At 30.9% G+C, this 19,772-nt stretch carries 14 protein-coding genes; 9 read left to right on the top strand and 5 right to left on the bottom strand.

Annotated features, from left to right (window positions below; all coding sequences use genetic code 11):
* The first annotated feature begins 16 nt into the window (after positions 1 to 16).
* Positions 17 to 1,882, top strand: a complete 1,866-nt coding sequence (locus ACFS5J_RS08350; RefSeq protein ID WP_379811641.1) for an OmpA family protein — start codon at positions 17 to 19, stop codon at positions 1,880 to 1,882.
* A gap of 53 nt (positions 1,883 to 1,935) precedes the next feature.
* Here ACFS5J_RS08350 and ACFS5J_RS08345 read toward each other — a convergent pair whose 3' ends face one another.
* A complete protein-coding gene (locus tag ACFS5J_RS08345; protein ID WP_379811640.1) occupies positions 1,936 to 2,388 on the bottom strand; it encodes a 6-pyruvoyl trahydropterin synthase family protein in 453 nt (150 codons plus the stop codon).
* 99 nt (positions 2,389 to 2,487) lie between these two features.
* Here ACFS5J_RS08345 and ACFS5J_RS08340 point away from each other — a divergent pair, with 99 nt between their 5' ends.
* On the top strand, positions 2,488 to 3,105 hold the full coding sequence (locus ACFS5J_RS08340; protein WP_379811639.1) for a 2OG-Fe(II) oxygenase: 618 nt from the start codon (positions 2,488 to 2,490) through the stop codon (positions 3,103 to 3,105).
* Here ACFS5J_RS08340 and ACFS5J_RS08335 read toward each other — a convergent pair whose 3' ends face one another.
* The 4 genes from ACFS5J_RS08335 to ACFS5J_RS08320 all read right to left on the bottom strand — a co-directional run bounded on the left by ACFS5J_RS08335 (position 3,106) and on the right by ACFS5J_RS08320 (position 10,982).
* Positions 3,106 to 3,273: a hypothetical protein gene (locus tag ACFS5J_RS08335; protein WP_379811638.1), complete on the bottom strand. Its 168-nt coding sequence runs from the start codon at positions 3,271 to 3,273 to the stop codon at positions 3,106 to 3,108. It lies immediately after the preceding gene.
* Positions 3,274 to 4,029, bottom strand: coding sequence for an enoyl-CoA hydratase/isomerase family protein (locus ACFS5J_RS08330; protein WP_379811637.1), 756 nt, complete (start codon positions 4,027 to 4,029; stop codon positions 3,274 to 3,276).
* On the bottom strand, positions 4,029 to 7,517 hold the full coding sequence (locus tag ACFS5J_RS08325) for a T9SS type B sorting domain-containing protein (protein WP_379811636.1): 3,489 nt from the start codon (positions 7,515 to 7,517) through the stop codon (positions 4,029 to 4,031). The genes ACFS5J_RS08330 and ACFS5J_RS08325 overlap by 1 nt, the downstream gene beginning before the upstream one ends.
* 66 nt (positions 7,518 to 7,583) lie before the next feature.
* Positions 7,584 to 10,982 (bottom strand): hypothetical protein, encoded by a 3,399-nt coding sequence (locus ACFS5J_RS08320; protein ID WP_379812256.1) that lies wholly within the window; start codon positions 10,980 to 10,982, stop codon positions 7,584 to 7,586.
* A 193-nt stretch (positions 10,983 to 11,175) separates the two neighbouring features.
* Between ACFS5J_RS08320 and ACFS5J_RS08315 the strand changes: the two genes are divergently transcribed.
* From ACFS5J_RS08315 to ACFS5J_RS08285, 7 genes are all read left to right on the top strand, one after another.
* Entirely contained in the window at positions 11,176 to 11,850 is a 675-nt protein-coding gene (locus ACFS5J_RS08315; protein ID WP_379811635.1) for a response regulator, read from the top strand.
* Between the two features lie 134 nt (positions 11,851 to 11,984).
* Positions 11,985 to 12,248, top strand: coding sequence for a hypothetical protein (locus tag ACFS5J_RS08310; RefSeq protein WP_379811634.1), 264 nt, complete (start codon positions 11,985 to 11,987; stop codon positions 12,246 to 12,248).
* Positions 12,249 to 12,348: 100 nt separating this feature from the next.
* Positions 12,349 to 14,091, top strand: coding sequence for a hypothetical protein (locus ACFS5J_RS08305; RefSeq protein ID WP_379811633.1), 1,743 nt, complete (start codon positions 12,349 to 12,351; stop codon positions 14,089 to 14,091).
* A gap of 5 nt (positions 14,092 to 14,096) precedes the next feature.
* Positions 14,097 to 15,035, top strand: coding sequence for a hypothetical protein (locus ACFS5J_RS08300; RefSeq protein ID WP_379811632.1), 939 nt, complete (start codon positions 14,097 to 14,099; stop codon positions 15,033 to 15,035).
* Between the two features lie 146 nt (positions 15,036 to 15,181).
* Positions 15,182 to 16,285: a grasp-with-spasm system SPASM domain peptide maturase gene (gwsS, locus tag ACFS5J_RS08295; protein WP_379811631.1), complete on the top strand. Its 1,104-nt coding sequence runs from the start codon at positions 15,182 to 15,184 to the stop codon at positions 16,283 to 16,285.
* Positions 16,278 to 18,476 carry a peptidase domain-containing ABC transporter gene (locus tag ACFS5J_RS08290; RefSeq protein ID WP_379811630.1) on the top strand — a complete coding sequence of 733 codons (2,199 nt, stop codon included), beginning with the start codon at positions 16,278 to 16,280 and terminating at the stop codon, positions 18,474 to 18,476. Before gwsS ends, ACFS5J_RS08290 begins: the two co-directional genes overlap by 8 nt.
* A 1-nt stretch (position 18,477) precedes the next feature.
* Positions 18,478 to 19,761, top strand: coding sequence for an HlyD family secretion protein (locus ACFS5J_RS08285; RefSeq protein ID WP_379811629.1), 1,284 nt, complete (start codon positions 18,478 to 18,480; stop codon positions 19,759 to 19,761).
* Positions 19,762 to 19,772: the final 11 nt, after the last annotated feature.

Here is a 19,772-nt window from a genome sequence, read left to right as displayed (position 1 = left end):
TTAATGCGATAACGACATGAAGAAACTGTATATAACCTTAAGTTTTGTGATCGCTAGTGGTATGCTAAGCGCACAAAACAAAGACACAAAAATTGCGGATAACTTATTTGCTCGATACGAATATGTAGATGCTGTTAAAGAATATTTAAAATTAGTAGATAAAGGAAAAGGCGATGCTTATGTGAATAAGCAAATTGCAGATAGTTATTATAATGTTTTCAATACTAAAGAAGCAGTTACTTGGTATGCTAAAGTAGTTGAAGAAAAGCAAGATGCGGAAACGTATTATCGTTATGCACAAATGCTTAAGGCAGAAGGTAACTATGCTGAGGCTGATCGTCAGATGAACATGTTTGCATCATTGGCTCCAAATGACCAACGTGCAAAAGCGTTTAAAAACGATCCGAATTATGTTACTGAACTGAATTCACAACCAAAGTTGTTTAATGTATCGTCTTCTGATGTAAATAGTGATAAATCAGATTTTGGCGCTGTTTTAGCTCAAGATAATACTATTTATTTCGCTTCTGCTAGAAATACATCAAGACGTAATAATGGAATGAATGACGAGCCGTATTTAGATATCTATAAAGCAATTTATAATGCTGATGGAACTATTAGCGAAGCTACTGAAGTAGATAATTTAAACACAAGATGGCATGATGGACCTGCTGCAATTACAGCTGATGGAAACACCATGTATTTTGGAAGTGAAAGTTTTAATGAAAAAGAGTATGTAAAAGATAAAACTAAACACCTTAAGTTTGGAAAAATTTATCTTTATAAAGCTACTAAAGAAGGTGATTCTTGGTCAAACAAAACAGCTTTGCCTTTTAACAACGAAGCTTACTCTATGAGAAACCCAAGTATCAGTAAAGATGGCAAAACGTTATATTTCTCATCTGATATGCCAGGTGGTTTTGGAGGTGAAGACTTATGGAAAGTAAGTGTTGATGGAGATACTTATGGCGAGCCGGTTAACTTAGGTGACAAGATCAATACTGAAGGAAATGAAAGTTTCCCATTTATAGCAGAAGGTAATGTGTTGTATTTTGCATCTGATGCTAGAAAGGGCTTTGGAGGTTTTGATGTTTTCAGTATCGACTTAACTAAAGGTACAGATGCTAAAAACGTTGGAGTTCCTGTAAATACTTCAAAAGATGATTTTTCTTTTGCTTATGATGTAACTAAGAAGGTTGCTTTTTTCTCTAGTAACAGAGACGGTGTTGATAACATTTACGTAGCTATTCCAGTTTGTAATGTGTATGGTTTAGTAGTTGTTAAAAATGCTAAGACTGGTGCTGTAATTGAAGGTGCTACAGTTTCTGTAGTAAACGATAAAAATGATGTAGTTGGAACAAAACAATCAGCGTCAAATGGTACAGCTAATTTCGGTTTAGAGTGTTATAAAGCGTATAGTATTCAAGCTACACGTTCAGGATTTGAAAATGCTATTGTAGCTATGGACAAGTCTGAAGGTGGTGATGTTAACATTGAAGTGTTAATGGAGCCTATTATGCCTGTTATTACTCCAACTGAAGTTATACTAGAGTCTATTTTCTTTGAGTTTGATAAGAGTAACATTACAGCTCAAGGAGCAAGCGAGTTAGATCGTTTAGTAATGGTTATGAACGAGCACCCAGAGATGGTTATATTTGTAAAATCTCATACGGATAGTAGAGGTAACGATAAATACAACATGGATTTATCAGACCGTCGTGCAAAATCTACAGTTCAATATTTAATTTCTAAAGGGATTTCTAAAGATCGTATTTCGGGTCAAGGTTTTGGTGAGTCTGAGCCTAAAGTACAATGTAAAAAATGTACTGACGAAGAGTATGCTCAAAATAGACGTTCAGAATTCTTAATTGTTAAGAAATAAGAATTAGACAAACAATAAAGAAAAAGCCCTAAAACTAAGTTTTAGGGCTTTTTTTATAGGTTATCAGAAGCGAACCATTCTGCAAACGAAGATTCGGTTTCTTGTAATCGTAAAGAGTGTAATTTAATGTGTTTTGGGAGCCTGTTTTTAATTTTAGATGCAAAATCAATAACCATATTTTCACTGGTTGGTTGATAGTCAACTAAAATCACATGATGTCCTCTGTTTTTTAATTCTTCTGCTAGTTCTACATGAGGGGTGTTTTGATTGAAAACAGTTGCATGATCAAAAAGATCAACAATTTCTTCCTTTACAATTTTTTTCAAATCACTAAAATCAATTACCATTCCGTATTTTACATTAGAGGTATCGGTAATAGGTTTTCCAATAACGGTTACCGATAGTTTGTAACTATGTCCGTGTACATTTTTACACTTTCCATCATACCCGTATAAGGCATGTCCAGTTTCAAAAGTAAATTGTTTGGTGATTCTTATATTGCTCATTTTTCGAAGTTGTATTTTATACAAATGTAATAAAATTAATAAAGCGATTTTTGTATTGTCTTTAAGTGTATATTTGCGCACTTTTTTCACGGATAATTTATGAGCGATTTTTTTTTAAATCCTAAGTATGAAAAGGTTATAGATGATCTTTTAGTGCAACAGTATAGTGTAGTTGATGATTTTTTTTTACCAGAAGAAGTAGAAGCTTTGCGCGAAAGCTTGTTGGTAAAATATGAAGAAGATGAATTTAAAAAATCGGCCATAGGTAATCAGTTTACAGAGAAAGTAGTAAAGACTATTAGAGGCGATTTTATTTCTTGGTTGGATGAATCAAATTTGAATGAAGCAGAAAATTTTTTCTTTTTAAAAATTGATGACTTTACTAATTATTTGAACCGAACTTGTTTTTTAGGAATTCAAGATCGTGAATTTCATTATGCACTGTATCCCATAGGTACATTTTACAAAAGGCATTTGGATACTTTTCAAAATGACGACAGTAGAAAACTCTCTATTGTTTGCTACTTGAATGATGAAGATTGGTCTCCAGAATACGGAGGTGAACTTGCTATTTATAAAGATGATGAAACAATCAATATTTACCCTTTAAAGGGGCGAATGGTAGTTTTTGAGAGTCAGGTGCTCGAACATGAAGTTAAGCCTGTAAAACGCGAGCGTTTGAGTATTACAGGCTGGTTGAAGACGCGTAAGATTTAGTTAATTGCGTTTCTTATTCTTTTTGGCAAAGTAATAAAGCAAATATGCAACTATGACTAAAATCACAAAGGGTAAATAGCTACCAATTAGTAATCCTATTTGGTAGCCATTATCAGGTGCGTTTTTTACTTTTTCTTCAATGTCGAGTTGTTGTAAAGTTAAAAACATTTATTTGGTTTTAAATTGATTTAAGGCATTAATTGTAAAATCAGATAAAACTAATTTTCCGGAAATTGCTGCTCTTTCGTAAAGTAGTTGTTCCCAATGTTCCGTTCCTTCCCATATCACTTTTTTAATTTCATTCAATGCTTCAGGGTTATAACTTGAAAGATTTTCTGTAAATGAATTTAAAGCTTCGTCTAGTTCGGTTGTAGTTTCAAAAGTTTTGGTAAATAATCCATTTTCTTGTGACCATTCTGCACTTTTCCATTCCGTTGCAGCTAATGTCATGCCTGTCATAGCTGTTTTTCCAATTTTGCGTGAAACTGCTGGTTCGATAACAAAAGGACCTATTCCAATTGCTAATTCAGATAATTTTGTAGCCGCATTGTTGGTTGCGAAAGTATAATCACAAGCTGCAACAATTCCGACACCACCCCCTACAGCTTTTCCATGAATACGTCCTACAATTAATTTGGGACAGTTTCGCATGGCATTGATCACATTGGCAAAACCCGAAAAGAACAGTTTGCCTTCTTCTAAATTGGATACGGCTAATAATTCGTCAAATGAAGCTCCTGCACAAAAGGCGCCATTACCTTCACTTTTTAGAACAATGATGCTTACTTGTTCATTTTCTCCTGCTAAGCGAATAGCATCGGTTAATTTTTGTAGTTGTGTACTAGGAAACGAATTACTTGCTGGGTGATAGAATGCTATAGTTGCAATTTTATTTTCAATTGTTGTATTGATTGTTCCTTCCATTATCTTAATAAACTGAAATGTGATTTGAATATTTTGTTTTCGCCTTTTTCTGTATAACTAATTGTAAACCAATAATCGGTTGCTGGTAATTGTACACCATTATAAGTGCCGTCCCATCCACTTCTGTTGGGTGTAATTTGTTGTATTAATTTACCATAACGATCGTAAATCGTAACTAGTGCATTATAGCTTTTGTCTAAATCTGTAATGTTCCAAGTATCATGGAAACCATCACCGTTTGGAGTAAAATATTTTGGATAGGTTACCGTAAACAAATCAGCTACATATTTTACGCCACATTTGTTTTGATCCCTTACATAAATGGTGTACGTGCCAAGAGGTAAACCTTCAAATTGGTTACTAGTTTGCCAATTACTACCGTTAATACTATATTCGTATTCACCATAACCTCCCTCAGCTATACCTAATATCGCTGTAGTATTTGATGAAAAAGCAGGGCTAGTTACTTCAGCTGTAAAATTAGCGGGTTCTGACGAAAAAGATACTGTGATACTATCGGTATTTTGGCAGTTTGTAATGTCGTTTGTAACTGTTACATAATAAGTCCCTTCATTAGAAACGAGATAAGTTGCATTAGTTTGATTGCTTAAGTCTAAACTAGCAATGTTTGTTGACCATTGGTAACTGTAATTGCCATTAGTTGATGGACTAGCGTTAATTACTTGTGAACCAACTCCCGTTACAGGGTTAACACAAATGGAAAAATCTGCACCAAGTTCAACATCTGGTATAGGATTCACTTTTAAAGTCAAATAGGCACCTAAGCCTACACACTCGTTGTTAATATCACTATCGATGCGTACCCAAATCGTTTGAGTGTTTGGAATTGTATTGGTAAAACTTTGTGGATTTGAAATAGCATTTTGTTCAGCTAACGCATCTGTAGCATTTTCATAATAACTAAAGGTATACGATTGCCCACTTGGAAAATTAGAATTTGACAGAATATAGTTTTCAATTTCCGTTAAATCGAATGTGTCAATGCCATCTGTATCTGTATTTGTTGCATTTAAGTAATTATCACATGTGTTTAAAATAAGCGGGTAGCTTCCTGCTACTACTGTCGTTGAAACTACAAGATCTACTTTTACGACTCTGAGACAACCTGTTGTCGTGTTTTCAATCCTTGCCCAAACGATTGATCCATTTGCAGCGGTATGATTTGTGATGTCATTTACAAAATCAGTTAAAGTCAAAGCTCCATTTTGTGAGTTATGGTAGGTTAAATTGATATTTGTTTCTGAAGAAATCAGTAGGGTTGCTTCTGTTAAATTGAAACTTGTAATAGCATCATTATCAGTGTCACATTGTTTTAGTATAACATCATTTGCAACTGGCAATGGATTTACAATTAATTCAAATGAGCCTATGGTATGACATCCGTTTTCATCCGTAATTCTGAAGTAAATTATTTCTCCTGTAACAGCACGTATTGTGTTGATATTGTTTACAGCATTATTTTCAGCATCAGTTATTAATTCGTAATATTTGATATTTAGAATATTACTACTGTTGCCAACAATCTCTAAATCTTTATTCGTAAGTATAAATAACGATTCACCACTAGTATCCCCATCAATACTGTCATCACATGTTTCTAGAGGAGTTATGGTATTAATTGTTGGGCTTTGATTTACTGTAACACTAACTGTAACTGAAACCTCTTGACAAATACCATTTGTAAATATAGTGTATACATAATCTCCGGAATTATCTGATGCAGGGTTTAATATTCCATTAGGCCTTGTTGTCCCATTGTGGCTCCATATCCCGGTTGTGTTTGTGGTATTAAGCAATGAGAATAAATCAACAGCTGTATCAGTTGTACAAAAAGAAATTGTTGCATCTGAACCAACATCAGGTGCTTGTTCGAAAGTTACAGTAATATCAACACTTTCAGACACTGTAATTCCATCGCAGGTAATATTATAATTATAAATATAGGTTCCTTCCATGTCAACACTTGGGTCAAACATGTTTGTGCCACTAATTAGAGCAGGTGACCAAGTTCCGCCATCGGAAGGATTTCCCTCTATTGCTTCAAGAAGATCAATTGTAGTATTGGAACAAATGGTTATGTTAGTATCTTCAGGTTCACTACCAAATCCAGAAAAATAGCCTCCAAAACCTGCGGCATCCCCATCGGTACCAAAAACACCAACAGCAAGTGCACCCGTAGATTCAACAGCTATATTGCCATTTAATCCTGATACTTTATAGGTCTCCCATCCAAGATTTCCTTGAACAGCTTGGGGTGTGGCTGTTATTGGACTGTTATTAATAGTAACTTGTGAATTTACTTCGGTTACAATGATAATTCTGCTTTGGTTGTATAATACGTTCCCAATCTTGTTAAAATCAGGTATTAAATCAACATTTCTCTGCCAATAACAACTTAATGGAGGGATGAAATTTAATCCTGAAGTTGCATCATTTGTATTACCAGCTAGAATTTGGTAAACATAGATTGGTTTAGAGCTTTCAATGTACATGTTTGGATTGGGAAAACCTTGATAGTTTAGACTAGGTATCAAAAAGTAATCTCCAGCATTTAAAGTTGCAATTGGACTTGGATTTCCGTTGGTATAAACGTCCGTATTATCTTCTGTAGCAATAATTAAAGGCTTTTCTGAATTTGCACTACCATTTCCTTTTACAACAATATATTTTGTACCAATTTGATTAAAAGGGACTATCTGGTCTAAGTTAAAGTCTTGTCCAGAATTTCCATCTCCTGGGTCTGGACCTGCCCCACCTGTTGCATTTCCACTATTAACCACTATTGGTTTGTTAGAAGTTAATAAGGCACCAATAAAACCGGTAAAGTTAGCAGCTACATCTGTGTATCCTGAAACGACTACACTTTGTCCAGCATTTAATGTGAAAGTTTGACTGTTTAGTGTAATGTTTCCACTTCCAGATACAAACACTACACTTGGGTTGTAATCAGTTAAATTTACAGTTGTATTGTCTTCTGTTGCCATGAAACTTGATACAAAGTTTCGGATACTGCTGTCATATAGTTGTGGGACACTTCCTAAGCGGAAATTAGTTCCTTTAGCAGTCTTTCCTTTAGATACTAATATCTCAGCATGATTTGCAGAACGAATCCTAAAACTTACATAAAAATCTTTTGAACCTTCTAAAATTAGTCCTTTATCTGATTCAACAGTGTTTACATCATTAACATCGAGAAACATTGGTGATGGTTGTGTGTTTCCAATGAAAACACGAACTGGGTTTCCCTGTGATATTGTGAAAGGAGAACCAGCTATAGGTGTGCCGTTTCCTGTTGTGATTGTTACAGCAAAAGCAGTAGGTGAAGGGGTTGATAAATAAACATAATGATCTGCAACAACATCACCATTTCTGGCGTGTAAGGGTGGAATCCAGTGTTTGTTACTTAATTGAGAGAATGAAAATATCGAGAAAAGTAATAAGGTTAATGCAAGTAAAGCTTTCTTCATGGTTTTGAGGCTGAGAAATTTGAGTCGTAAAAGTAGCTATTTGATGTTATAAATCTAAAAAATTAACTAAAAAAACGCTCTTAATTGAACATTACCTGTGTGAATTATTTTACTAGTTTCGGATTTACGGCCTTGATAATTAATGTTGATATCTAAATATTGAGTAATGTTTTTCTGTAGTAGCAGATGCCATACGCTATTTTTACCCGCTTGTAATCCCTGTAGCATTTGAAAGGCTACTGGGGAAAGTTGGTCACCCGAAAAGGCATTGTTGAAAAATGAATATTCAGCATTAAGTGAAAAACCTTTTTCACTGTTTAATGTAAATGAGGTGCCTAGCTTATTTTGTTTAAGCACTTCTAGATTATTGATGGTGTTTTCTTGATTTTGGAATTCATAGAAGATGTCCCAACTCGTATTTTTTGAAAACAGATAGGATAATTTTGGATTTACACTATACGTATCAATGTTGTAATTTCTAGTAGCATAATTCTCCGATTCACTTGTTGTTTTTGCAATACTTGTTTCAAAATGGAATAACCAACTCTTTTTAAGCAAGTGACTGTATTGTAATTGGTGCGATTGTATTTTGTTTTCTTGTGAACCTACATTTAGCAGTGTTTGTACTTGATTGTTTAAAAAAGTATAGGTTGTGCTATTCTTTTGTTTGCCTCGGTTGTAAAACAAACTATTTCTAAAACTATTGTTTAAGCCCACAATGTCCTCGTTGTTTGAAAACGGATTTAAGTCAAAATTATCTTCATTACGTAATATTTTTCTCTCTACCAATAAAGATGTTTGGTTGTAAAAATGGGAGATGAACTTTTTAAAACCTATTTCATTTTGCCAAATCGAACCATTAAAATTTAATGCTTGTGAAAATTTATTTTGATGGGTTCTTAAGAATACTTGGTTCGGTAAAAACACACGTACATACTTGGCTTGATCGGGGTAGGGTGCAATTTCAAATTCTTGTAATTCCTGAATGCCGTTACCGTTATAATCGTTCCAAGTGTAAACTCCTTGACCTGCTTCAACTTCCAAATAGGTAAATTCTTGTTGTGCAATGGTACCCGAAGAAGTTTCGTAAGTAGTAGTGCTTTGTAATAATCGGTTAAAAAAATTATCACTATACAGAATTCTCGAATTCAATGAAGGTTCATCTTTTTTCAAGTCATCCTCATATCTCAAATTTCTATAATTAATAAAAACGCTTAAATTCGATTTTTCGGTTTTAACCAATTGTGATTTTAAATAATACGAATCCGATTGGTTTACACGAGTTAGTAATTGATTTTGAATACTATCGTTTACACGGTTGAGATAACCAATTTCTACAAAAACTTTGGTAGAATCACCTCGTCCAACAAATGCACCAAATTCAGAAAAACGTTGACTCAAGTTGCTTAATGCTTGGGTTTCATTTAAGGTTTCTTGATTGTTTTCGTGACGAAAACTACCGCCCACCCAGTTTTTAGAAAAGTGATGTTTTAGTTGGGTTTGATTTCTTGTAAATTTTGAATCGGCATAATCTCCCGAACTTTTCAAAGCACTAAAATTGTTTGAAAAAGTAGTGTTATTAAATTTCAAATGGGTTTCTAGAATATGACGATTTCCCGCAAAGTTTTCACTAAAATCGAGTTTTTCAAATTGGTACTTGGCAACTCCATTTTTTTTCAAATTTAAATCAGCACCCGTAATCAGTAAACTCTGATTGCCTAGTGGGGTTGTTAAATTCCAATCACGGTTGAATTCAATATTATACAAACGCTCAATGGATTTAAAATCTTTTTGAATCAACTGAAAATTAGCAAAAGCATCGATATTGATGTTACCACTGTAAACACGTTGTTTTGCATTCAATTTACCAGCCCAACCTTTATTGTTGTTGTCGTCAATATTGGAGTATAAATTTTGATCATTATTGCTAATTGCTGCTTCAAAATCAACTAATGTTTTCTCGGAAGGATTATAATTTCCTAAGATTGTCGCAATTTGAATTTTTGTAGGTGCAATTAATGGAATTATCGGTTCAAAATTTCCTTGTGGAACTCCGGCAACAGGTGGAACATATTCGTATATTTTACCAATAGTGTTGTTGTTGGCAATTACATAATTTCCTTGATTCTCTCCTACAAAACTGAAGCGAACGTTGTACAATTCATCGTCAGGATTGTTGGAATACTCAAATATTTCAGTGGTTCCAAAAAACGTTTTTCGGTATAGCACTTTGTTTTCCGAATAGGTGTCTAAATATGCAGAAGGGGCAGTCATTAAGTTTTGATTGTCGCCAGCGTCTTGTAAAATAGCAACCTGTTCTTGCGAAAGATTTTGTTGCAAGGGTTGGTTTTTAATATCATTTTCGGAATAGACAAAGCCACCAATTTTAAATTTTTCGGCTTCGTGCATTGCACCACCATAGGCGACAAATCGAGTAAAATTTCTGTCGGTAAATTGATATTCGACGTTAATTCGCATTTCAGAAGTTATCGGAAACAACGAGGTAAATATAATTTCTCCTGCATTGTAATCGATAATATAGTCGTTGTTTTCTCCACGTTCCAACAAAATACCGTTCACATAAACGCGCTCGGAACCCGAAATTACCAAAACGTACAATTCGCCATTATTACCTTTAAGTTTATAAGGACCTTGATTACCTTCCTGACCTACAAAGGTACTCCTAGCATATTGTCCTCTTACCAAAGCAGTAGCAGCAAAAATGTCGGTTTTGTTTTCTGGAGTACCCAGAGTAAACTTGGTCGACAAACCTTGAACCTTTTTATTGAAATTTAAAAATTGAGAGGTGCGGTTTTCCAAAAATAAATCTCCGGCTCGAATGCTCCATTTGTCCGAGAATAACTCAATAAAAATTTGATCAAATTCATCAAGTTTTTGCGAATATCCGCCTTCTTGAATGGGAATGTTGCTATCTTGAATGGAGGCTCTCAAACTTATTTTGTCGGATATTTTACCAGTAATTTGTAAGTCCAAATTGGAATTGACAACGGTATTCTGATTGTTACCAATGGTAATCCCGCGAGAGATACTTCCTGAAGTTGATAAGCCATCAAACGGTTTGTAATTAGTTTGTTTGTCTTGTTTGATCACAAATAGTTTTCCAGCTTCATTAGGCACCACTTTACTGTCGTCATAAATGGAATATTCTTTGGTAATAAAATCCGGGAATTTTAAATATTTTACTTCTAGGGTGTCTTTTGAAGTAAAGTTTTCTTTAAAAAGTAAAGTTCCTTTTTGAAAGTCAATCTTGTAGAACGAGGTGTCAATAGAAATACTATTTTTATCCAGTATTTTGAAAAAGGCTTTGTTGATACTCACTTTTTCTAGTACAATGGTATCGTTAGTAGCTACAATTTTTTTGGACTTATATGGCGTTTCTATCTCCTGAGCATAAATACCCGAAATTGAAAATAACAAAATCCATAAAAACCACTTGTATGCCATAAATACTATAACTCTCAATTTTCAAAAGTAGTATTTATAGCTTAATATAAAAGTGCATTTCTTAGAAAGTAATAAAACGTGTTTTTATCTAGATAAGATATTAAATAATTAACATTAAAAGCATTTTTTTTTAAATATATAACAATATAAATTCTCAAACGTTATATATTTGGATTCCAAATTTAGCTTATTAATGAAATCTAGCCTCACTATCCTTATTGTAGACGATCATCCAATGCTTCAGGATGCTTATATTAATATATTAAATTGTACGGTAGAAGATTATACTTTTAATTTTATTAAAAGTACTAATGCTAAAGAAGCTTATAACCTCATAAAAGTTAACTACAACGAAAATAACAAAATCGACATTGCTATTTTAGACATAAGTATACCTGAATATAGCGAAATGAGTATTTATGACGGTATAGATTTGGCTTTAGATTTCAAGAATAAATTTACCGATGCTAAAGTTTTAATGATATCTATGCATGCTGAAGGTTGTGTAATTAATAAGATATTTAAAGAATTAAAACCTGATGCAATAGTAAATAAGTCTGACATTAATTTTGAAACTTTTTCAGAAATCTTTTCAAAGGTTTTAAATGGAGAGTTTTTTGTTTCTGAAATTATGCTAGATGCTTTACACCAATTTAATCAAACGAAATTTAAATTTGACGATATTGATAGTGAAATTATTAGACTCCTTGAAAGAGGAGTAAAAACAAAAGACTTGCCAGGTTTTATAGGAATTTCATTAAGTGCAATAGAAAAAAGAAAAAAAGAAATTAAATTTCATTTACTTAATGGAGAAAATGGAAATGATAAGGATTTAATTGAGAAAGCTAAGATTATAAAATTAGTTTAAATTTAAAACCACACCTTTTTTGAATAAAAGCCGTAAAAAAGATATTTTATAATCCGTTATTTTTGATATTCACAATAATAAAGCGCGCAAAATTATTATTGCTATAATTATTATTAATATCTAAATTTTTAATTATGAAATTAGAAAGTTTAAAATTAGAAAAGTTTAAAGAAAATGCTTTAAAAAAAGAACAATTATTTGTTTTAGGTGGGCAAAACACAGTTACTCCTGCAGGGAGTGGTTGTGGAATTGGTACTTCTGCATCCAACCCAGATACAATTTATAAGTATGACTACGGTTATGACGTAGATAGAGGAGATGGTTTTATTACTTACCATAATAGAACAAATGTTAGTATAATTACCGCTGAGGAATGTAATAATTATTTAAACGGATAATTGATTTCCTTTTTTTCTCAAGACCTAAATTAATTTAATTTAGGTCTCTATTTTTAATTAATTACAATCAGATTAAAAAGATTTGTTATCACAATAAAAAATGAAAAACATAATTTCAATAATTTTTTTTCTCTTTTTTACACTTTTAATTAATCATTCCGCTAATAGCCAAAGTGATAGATTAAGCAAGAATTATTCTAGTAAAGATTTTGAAAAAAACAAAGTTTTTGATCAAACGTATAATTTATGGCAATATAAAAATAAGTTGTTCCCTAATAAAAATGATACTTTGCCACATCCCTATTTTGTGGATGACAGAAATTACAAAGGCATAATTAATTATGGTATAAAATTTCGAAGTAAAGATTACAGAAACTTTGATTTCATTGAGAATCATTACATGTATTTTTTAAAAATTGATTTTGAAAAAGTATTATTTAACTCAAAAGATAGTATAATAGAAATTGAAGGATATGTGTCTGGTGGATGGGGTGATTTAGTCAGTGGTAAAAAAGAAAGTAGTATTGAAAACAAGATTGATGTATTTTTAGGGAGGAAAGAAGACACCATTAAGAAATTATATTACAGTAGAGTTGTTAATGAGGAATTTATTGAGGTAACATTAAATAATCAACTAGTAGATCAGACCACAATATTAGATTCTTTTCCTGCTTTTTATTTTGAAAATTATTCTCACTTTAGAACGAAAGAATCTAAAAGAAAAAGATTTTTTAAAATTAAAGGTAAAATTACAAGTAATACCTTGCTTGCATTTGGAGGTAGAAATTGTTACGCAGAAATTTTTGATATAGGTTCAATGGTTTTTTATCCAAACAAAAACAAACGAAAAAAAATAAAAAACGAGAAAAAGCCAGCCTACAAGACACTTATAGCTAATAACGTATTGTTATCGAAAAAAGAAGAAGTTAAAGAAGTAAATTATTATACTTACACAAAAGAAGCCGAAAATTATATTATAAAAAGGCAATATGCAAAAGCAAAAGAACAATACTTAGCATTACATAAAAAGTATCCTATATTGTTTGCTAGAGACCTTCATAATGCCATACGTTGCGCTGTATTTTCAAGAGATTATGAAAATGCTTTCTATTGGGCTGAAAAAATAGCAAAAAAAGGAGTAAGTATTAATTATTTTAACGCAAAAGTATTAGTACCGCTAAAAAGGAATAAACAATGGGATAGCTTTAGTGAAAAATACGATTCTATATACAATGAATTCCAAAATAATAAAAACACTAAATTAAAACAGGAAATTGAAAAATTAGTTAACGAAGACCAAGCAGATTATGGGTTAGCTAATAGAAAAGGACCAAAGATATTGTTTGAAACAACAGAAAGAGTTACAGACAAATTAATTGCATTATTAAAAAATGAAGGTTACCCTTCTGAAGAAAAAATAGGTGTTTATACAAAAAATGATACCATATTAATTCAATCACCTGAATTTCAAGTATTAATTAGACATGCAATACAGCAAAACCCAAAAAACCTAGACGACTTAAAAAGTTTATTGGATATAGCTATCAAAAATCTAGAGTATGACAATGAAAGAAGTGCAAATAACATATTATTTAATAACTCTTGTTTTCACATTTACAAAGGTAATTTATATAATTCAAAATCTTGTGGAGATAATGAATTAATGGTTGGGCAAATGAAATTCATGTTTAACAATCCGTATAATTTTATTATACATAATAATAATTTTATTGTAACCGAATATAATAAAGAGAACCCTGAAGAATATGACACTTTTTACAAAGAACAATTTAATTTTATTATGAAACTTACAGATGATTGGGAGTTTTATTTGAATAACTAAATTATATGATCCTAATTTATAGTAAAGATATCGATGATTTTGTAAATCAAGTTGTTGATTGTTTAGGCACTAATTTTATTCGTTTTAATGAAACCGACAAAGTTGAAATTAATAAAATGGAATTTTCTAATGAAGAGAACTCTTACGTTATTAATACCACCTTTCAAAAAAACATAGAGTTAGAAAAATTAAAAAGTATATGGTTTAACGGGGGTGGTCTTAATTCTTTTGGAGGGAACTATGAAGATAAGTGTTATGAAATTTTAAACGATGCCTATTTATTACAAAAAACAGTATATAAATTAGGTAAGAGAACTTCTGATTTTGAGTTTAATAGATTAGATGTAATGTTAGAAGCTAAAAATCAAGGATTAAAAATACCACATACTTTGATTACAGGTCACAAACAAAAACTTGAAGATTTTTATGCTTTATATGAATCAAAAAATGGAATAGTGTCCAAAAGAATAATGGACAGTTATATTTATGAAGATGAAGAATATTCATATAATTTTAATTTAACATTTTCTATAACACCTGAAGTTTTACAGAAAACCACTAACGACTTTGCAATTTCGTTATTTCAAGAGAGAATTATAGCAGATTTTGAAATTAGAGTAATTTATATCGATGAAATAATATATGCGGCCTGTATTTATAATTTTGACAACAATATAGATTATAGAACAAAACTTTTGAATATGAATAATTTAAGAATTATATCATTTAAATTACCTATTGAAGTTGAAAGTAAAATAACTAATATTTTTAAAAAATTTAATATAAATTATGGATCAGCCGATTTAATGTATAAAGCCGATGAATATTATTTTCTTGAAATTAATCCAACTGGGCAAATTAGTTTCATAAACAACACATGTAATTTTTATATTGAAAAAGTAATAGCTGAAAAATTAATTTATGATGATAAAAAAGCCAATTAATATACACAATGGGCTGAAGATGGAACTTAATGAAACTGCAAAACTTAAAAATAAACCAAAAAGTAATCTTATAGCAATTAATTTTTACCAAAATTCAAAGAATATTTCTAAACCATTTATAAAACCAATATCTAAAATAATCTAATTTGGAAAAATCTAATTTTGTTCTTTTTACTGATTGTATTCCTGTAAAAGGTTACAATAGAAGTATAATCGCCGACACACAAAATAATACTTATTTTTTTATTCCAAACGGGCTCTATGAAATATTAGAAAAATACAATGGGAAAACCATCCTAGATATCAAGAAAGCTTATAATTATGAATATGATGAAATTATAGATGAATATTTTAATTTTTTGATGGATAATAAATTGGCTTTCTATACATTAAATCCTAATCTCTTTCCAAAGATATCTCTTGAATGGAGTTCTCCATGTGAAATAACAAATTGTTTAATAGATTTTGATGAGAGTCATTATGATTTAGTAAATATTTTTAATCAATTAGAGATTTTAAAATGTTCCTACCTACAAATACGTTTTTATAGTGAAGTTGATTTTAACTATATTAAAGAAATTGTACAAGAATTAAACAGAATGAACTCTAGAATTGTTTCAATAGATTTTATTTTACCATATTTGGAAAATAATGAATTAGATAACTTAAATTCATTTATAAAAGAACATAACAGAATTCATTCGATAATTTTTTATAACGCTCCAAAAGACCAAAACAACCCTTCTTTAAATGTTGGAATGGGTTATCTAATGTTTGTTAAAAGAAATGTGCTTAATGAGAAAAATTGTGGAGTTATAAATTTTGAATATTTCTATTCAAATATTAAACTTCATTCGGAATCTCAACATCATAATACTTGTCTAAATAGAAAATTAGCAATTGACAAAAATGGATACATAAAAAATTGTCCATCAATGCCACAAAGTTTTGGTAACATAAAAGATACTACTTTAGTAGAAGCACTCAATCATCCCGATTTTAAAAAATACTGGAATGTAACTAAAGATATGATTGAAGTTTGCAAAGATTGCGAGTTTCGTCATATTTGTACAGATTGTCGCGCTTATACAGAACGCTCAAATTTTAAAGGAGAAATAGATTTATCTAAACCCTTAAAATGTGGATACAATCCTTATACAAATGAGTGGGCAGAATGGAGTACCAATCCATTAAAACAAAAAGCAATTGAATATTACGGAATGCAAGAATTAATACAAAAAGATGCTTAAAAAGTCGTTTCCATTCTATAAACAAGCAGATTTTAAAGATTGTGGCCCCACTTGCCTAAAAATTATTGTCAAGCATTTCGGTAAAACTTTAAATATACAAACCTTAAGACAGTTAAGTGAAACTACACGTGAAGGCAGTAATTTACTAACATTAAGTGAGGCAGCAGAGCAATTAGGTTTTAGAACTTTAGGAGTTAAAATTTCATTAGAAAAATTATCAGAAGCACCGCTTCCATCTATATTACATTGGAATAAAAATCACTATATAGTTTTATATAAAATTAAAAAAGGTAAATATTTCATATCTGATCCTGCACATGGGTTATTAGAATATTCAAAGGAGGAATTTTTAAAATTTTGGATTGGAAATAATGCTACTTCTGAAACGGAAGAAGGAATAGCTTTATTGTTGGAGCCAACCCCAAAGTTCTATCAAAACGAATGGGATGATAAAGAAGAAAAGACTTTCCGGTTTTCGTTATTAACAAAATATATTATTCCATACAAATCATTTGTGGTTCAATTAGCAATTGGCTTATTGGCTGGGAGTTTATTACAGCTAATTTTTCCATTTTTAACCCAAAGTATAGTAGATGTAGGTATCCAAAATCAAAATATTCATTTTATTTATTTGGTTTTGTTTGCACAGCTATTACTGTTTTTTGGTAAAACCGGATTAGAATATATTAGAAGTTGGATTTTATTACACCTTTCTACAAGAATTAATATTTCACTCATTTCTGATTTCTTTATAAAGCTGATGAATTTACCTATCTCGTTTTTCGATGTCCGAATAACAGGAGATATTATGCAACGTATAAATGACCACAAACGAATAGAAAGAATTTTAACGACTTCTTCTTTGTCCGTTTTATTTTCAATGGTCAACATGGTTATAATGGGTGGTGTTTTGGCTTATTATAATTTACAAATATTTCTTGTTTTTTTTATTGGCAGTATTTTGTACTTCTTTTGGGTAATACTTTTTCTTAAGCGGAGAGAGGCTCTTGACTATAAACGTTTTTCTGAAGTTTCACAAGAACAAAGTAAGGTAATGGAGCTTATTAATGGGATGCAAGAAATTAAATTGCACAATGCAGAAAAACAAAAGCGTTGGGGTTGGGAATATATTCAAGCACGTTTGTTCAAAGTTTCAATGAAAAGTTTGGTCTTAGAACAAACACAAAACATTGGTTCAAACTTTATTAACGAATTTAAAAATATTTTCATTGTTTTTCTATCCGCTAAATTAGTAATTGATGGTCAAATTACTTTAGGTATGATGATGGCAATATCAAGTATTGTTGGAAGTTTAAACGGTCCAGTTTTACAATTAATCGGTTTTATAAGAGAAGTTCAAGATGCTAAAATTTCATTAGCAAGACTTTCTGAAATACACGATAAAGAAGACGAAAGCGAACAAGAACAACATCAAACCAGTGATATACCTTTAAATGATGATATAGTTTTAAAAGATGTTTCTTTTAGATATATTGGTTCAGATAGTTTAGTTTTAAATGAATTAAATTTGACTATTCCTACCAATAAGGTAACAGCAATTGTTGGAACAAGTGGAAGTGGTAAAACCACTTTAATGAAGATGTTATTAAAGTTTTACGAACCACTTTCTGGGTCAATTTCTATTGGAAAATCCGATTTAAAAAATATAAAACAAAAATCTTGGAGATTTCATGTAGGTACTGTTATGCAAGAGGGCTATATTTTTAATGATACTATTGCTCATAATATTGCTATCGGTCAAGATATTATTGATAAAAAAAAGCTTTTATATGCGACTGATGTAGCAAACATAAAATCATTTATAGAAGAATATCCTTTAGGTTTTAATACAAAAATTGGTCAAGAAGGTATTGGAATGAGTACTGGTCAAAAGCAACGTTTATTAATTGCGCGGGCAGTATATAAAAATCCTGAAATGTTATTTTTTGATGAGGCCACTTCTGCTTTAGATGCTAATAATGAAAAAGAAATTATGGAGAAATTAAATATCTTTTTCAAAGATAAAACGGTTGTGGTTATAGCACATCGATTAAGTACGGTTATGAATGCTGACCAAATAGTAGTTTTAGAAAAGGGTAAAATTATAGAAGTTGGTAATCACGAAGAATTAGTTGCCAAAAAAGGGAACTATTATGAGTTGGTTAAAAATCAATTACAATTAGGGGGTTAATATGCCAGAATTAAATAATATTGAGTTAAGGAGCGAAGAAGTACAAGATGTTCTAACTAAAATCCCAAGTTGGATTTTACGTTGGGGGTCAGTTGTGATTTTGTCTATTATCCTTATCTTATTTGCAGTATCCTATTGGGTCAAATATCCTGATACCATCACAACAGAAATAACAATAACTACTTCAACTCCACCTGAAAAATTAATTGCTAAAACAAGTGGTAAAATTGATAAAATATTAGTTCAAGATAAAGCACTAGTTAAATCAAACACTCCACTTGCAATTATTGAGAATTCAGCAGATTATAAAGAAGTCTTTAAACTAAAATCCGTTTTAGATACCATTAATTTAGACGAAAGTAAATTTCCTTTAAAACTATTTATTGGAGCAAATTTAGGAGATTTGGAAGCGCCATTTGCACTTTTCCTAAAAGAATATATCACAAGTGATTTGAACAAACAGTTAAAACCATTTCAAGTTGAATCATCTGCGCAATCATTTGAAGGTAAACAATTAAATGAACGATTAAATTTACTAATTAATCAAAAAGAAATTAACAAAGCGGAACTACAACTTCAAAAAAAAGATATTGATCGATACGAACAATTATTTAAAAAGGGAATAATTTCTGCTCAGGAAATAGAAAAACAACGTTTACAATATCTTCAAGCTGAAAAAGCGTATCAATCTCTTTTAAGCTCTATCTCACAGTTAAGATCATCTTTAAATGATTTAAATCGAAATAGTCAAGTGACAAAGATTAATGAAAATAAAGAGAATGTGAATTTAGAACGAAGTGTTTTACAGTCATTCTATCAACTAAAAAAAGCTGTAAAAGATTGGGAATTACAATATGCTTTTATTGGTTCAATAAATGGGAAAGTGAGTTATTTACAAGTTTGGAGTGAAAATCAATTTATCCAATCTGGAGAAACATTATTTTCAATAGTTCCAACTGAATCCAATAGTTTTATAGGGAAATTAAAAGCTCAAGCTCAAAATTCAGGTAAAATTAAAGTTGGACAAAAAGTAAATATCCGTTTGGCAAATTATCCTGATAGAGAGTTTGGAATAATTGAAGGAAAAGTAAAAAATATATCACTCACACCAGATAAAGAAGGAAATCTTTTAATTGATATTGAACTACCAAAAGGTTTACAAACCTCTTATAAAAAAGATATTGATTTTCAACAAGAAATGATAGGGACAGCGGATGTTATTACTGAAGATTTAAGACTAATTGAAAGGCTATTATATCAGTTTAGAGATGTTTTTAGGCGATAAATAAAAACCCT

It is taken from the genome of Flavobacterium chuncheonense (genome assembly GCF_042686145.1).
GTDB classification, from domain to species: Bacteria; Bacteroidota; Bacteroidia; order Flavobacteriales; family Flavobacteriaceae; genus Flavobacterium; species Flavobacterium chuncheonense.
The sequence above is the reverse complement of the archived record's forward strand: the minus strand, read 5'-3'. Positions and strand labels throughout refer to the sequence as shown.